2 protein-coding genes are annotated in these 2,590 nt (G+C 60.7%); both read left to right on the forward strand.

Features of this window, described 5'->3' with window-relative positions:
• Positions 1-115: 115 nt before the first annotated feature.
• A complete protein-coding gene (istA, locus tag AC19YR_RS24655; protein WP_126543471.1) occupies positions 116-1,615 on the forward strand; it encodes an IS21 family transposase in 1,500 nt (499 codons plus the stop codon).
• Positions 1,608-2,411, forward strand: coding sequence for an IS21-like element ISPst3 family helper ATPase IstB (gene istB, locus AC19YR_RS24660; RefSeq protein WP_003117254.1), 804 nt, complete (start codon positions 1,608-1,610; stop codon positions 2,409-2,411). The genes istA and istB overlap by 8 nt, the downstream gene beginning before the upstream one ends.
• The last annotated feature ends 179 nt before the right edge of the window (positions 2,412-2,590 follow it).

Consider the following 2,590-nt stretch of genomic DNA (forward strand, 5'->3'; position numbering starts at 1 on the left):
TGTTGCCGCTGACCGAAAACTGACCCAGTAGAGGCTGTTCTGCCGATCGAAAACTGACCCAGGTGCTCAACTGCTCCTGCTCAATTTATGAGCAGGAGAACACAGGGTGATCAGTATGGAAATGATGGGCAAAATTCGGCGGATGTATTTCCGCGACAAGCTGTCGTTGCATGAGATAGCCAAGCGCACCGGATTGGCGCGCAACACCATTCGCAAGTGGGTCAGAGCGCCGGAAGCCAAGCAGCCGGTGTACCTGCGCCGGGCCATTTTCAACAAGCTGAGTCCGTTTCACGGCACGCTGGAGCAGGCGCTTAAAGCCGACTCGCTGCGTCCCAAGCAACAACGGCGCAGTGCCAAGGCGCTGCTGGCACAAATCAAAGCCGAGGGTTATGACGGTGGCTACAGCCAGCTCACCGCGTTTGTCCGTGCCTGGCGCGGGGATCAGGGCAAGGCAGCGCACGCCTTTGTGCCGTTGACCTTTGCCCTTGGCGAGGCGTTTCAGTTTGACTGGAGCGAGGAAGGCTTGCTGATCGGCGGCATTTACCGGCGCATGCAGGTGTCGCACCTGAAGCTGTGCGCGAGCCGTGCCTTCTGGCTGGTGGCTTATCCGAGCCAAGGTCACGAGATGCTGTTCGACGCGCATACGCGCTCGTTCAGCGCCTTAGGCGGCGTGCCACGCCGAGGCATTTACGACAACATGAAGACGGCCGTCGACAAGGTCAACAAGGGCAAAGGCCGCACGGTGAATGCGCGCTTCGCGGTGATGTGCGCGCACTACCTGTTCGATCCGGATTTCTGCAACGTTGCCTCAGGTTGGGAAAAGGGCATCGTCGAAAAGAACGTGCAGGACAGTCGCAGGCGTATCTGGCTGGACGCCCAAGACCGTCAATTCCACTCCTTCGAGGAACTCAATGCCTGGCTCGGGCAGCGCTGCCGCGCACTCTGGAGCGAGCTTCCGCACCCGCAATACAGCGGGCTGAGCGTGGCTGAGGTGTTGGAGTTGGAGCGGGCCGAAATGATGCCCATGCCCGCGCCCTTCGACGGTTACGTCGAGCGTGCGGCGCGGGTTTCCAGCACCTGCCTGGTCAGCATGGGACGAAACCGCTACTCGGTACCCTGTGAGTACGCCGGCAAGTGGCTCAGTTGCCGCCTGTATCCGACGCGGATCGAGGTGGTAGCTGATGACGTATTGATTGCCAGCCACGCGCGCTTGCTGGATCGCGACCAGGTCAACTATGACTGGCAGCACTACATCCCGCTGATCGAGCGCAAGCCGGGCGCACTGCGCAATGGCGCTCCTTTTGCGGATCTACCAACACCACTGCGGCAACTCAAACACGGCCTGACACGTCATGCCGGCGGTGACCGGATCATGGCGCAAGTCCTGGCTGCCGTACCCGTCGCCGGACTCGATGCCGTATTGGTGGCCGTTGAACTGGTACTCGAAGCCGGCACCCTGAGCGCCGAACACGTCTTGAATGTCGTGGCGCGGCTGACAGCGACCGAGCCACCGCCCTCCGTCGAGACTCACTTGCAGCTCAAGGAAGCGCCTGTCGCGAACACGGCGCGCTACGACCGTTTACGCGGCAGCGTCGAGGAGATCCGTCATGCGTGATCTCATGGCAGAACTCAAAGAGCTGCGCCTGCACGGCATGGCCAATGCTTGGGCGGACTTGACGGCGCAGGGTGAGTCGGCCCTAGCCTCCTCGAAATGGTTGCTCGAACACCTGCTGCAACAGGAGCATGCGGATCGCGCCATGCGCTCGGTGAGCCATCAAATGAACATGGCCAAGCTGCCCATGCACCGTGACCTGGCTGGCTTCGACTTCAGCGCCTCCAGCGCCGACGCACGGCTGATCAGGGAACTGGCCAGCCTGGCCTTCACCGACACGGCACAGAACGTGGTACTCATCGGCGGGCCGGGCACCGGCAAGACCCACCTGGCCACCGCGCTAGCCGTGTCCGGCATCACTCTGCACGGCAAGCGCGTGCGCTTCTACTCCACGGTTGACCTGGTCAATCTGCTGGAGCGCGAGAAGCATGACGGTAAAGCCGGGCGCATCGCCCAAGCACTGCTGCGCATGGACTTGGTCATCCTCGATGAGCTGGGTTACTTGCCATTCAGTCAGGCTGGCGGTGCTCTGCTTTTTCACCTGCTGTCCAAGCTGTACGAGCACACCAGCGTCGTGATCACGACCAACCTGAGCTTCGCAGAATGGTCGCGCGTGCTCGGCGACGCCAAGATGACCACCGCCCTGCTGGATCGGCTTACGCACCACTGCCACATCGTCGAAACGGGCAACGAGTCCTACCGCCTGCAACACAGCAGCTTGGCGGCTCAGGCAAAGATCAAATCACGGGAGCGAAAACGCAAGGACGATCAGAAGCCGGTGGACGACGAACCGTTTTGATTTTAGGGAAAGGATGGCCTGCTGCATGACGACATGTGGCAGGTCTTCAGTCGCCACTTGGGGCGATCGAAAGGAAGGGATTTTAAAGCAGCTGCGCTGATAGACTTATCCACAGTTGCTGATATAGAAATCAGCAATCCGCCCTGGGTCAAATTTCAATCGGCAGGGTGGGGATGCGG

The organism is Pseudomonas sp. MF08817 (genome assembly GCF_059862705.1).

Bases quoted from the DNA above. Each gene is read 5' to 3' on its own strand.
- istA (WP_126543471.1), top strand. From the start codon at position 116: ATGGAAATGATGGGCAAAATTCGGCGGATGTATTTCCGCGACAAGCTG.
- istB (WP_003117254.1), top strand. From the start codon at position 1,608: ATGCGTGATCTCATGGCAGAACTCAAAGAGCTGCGCCTGCACGGCATG.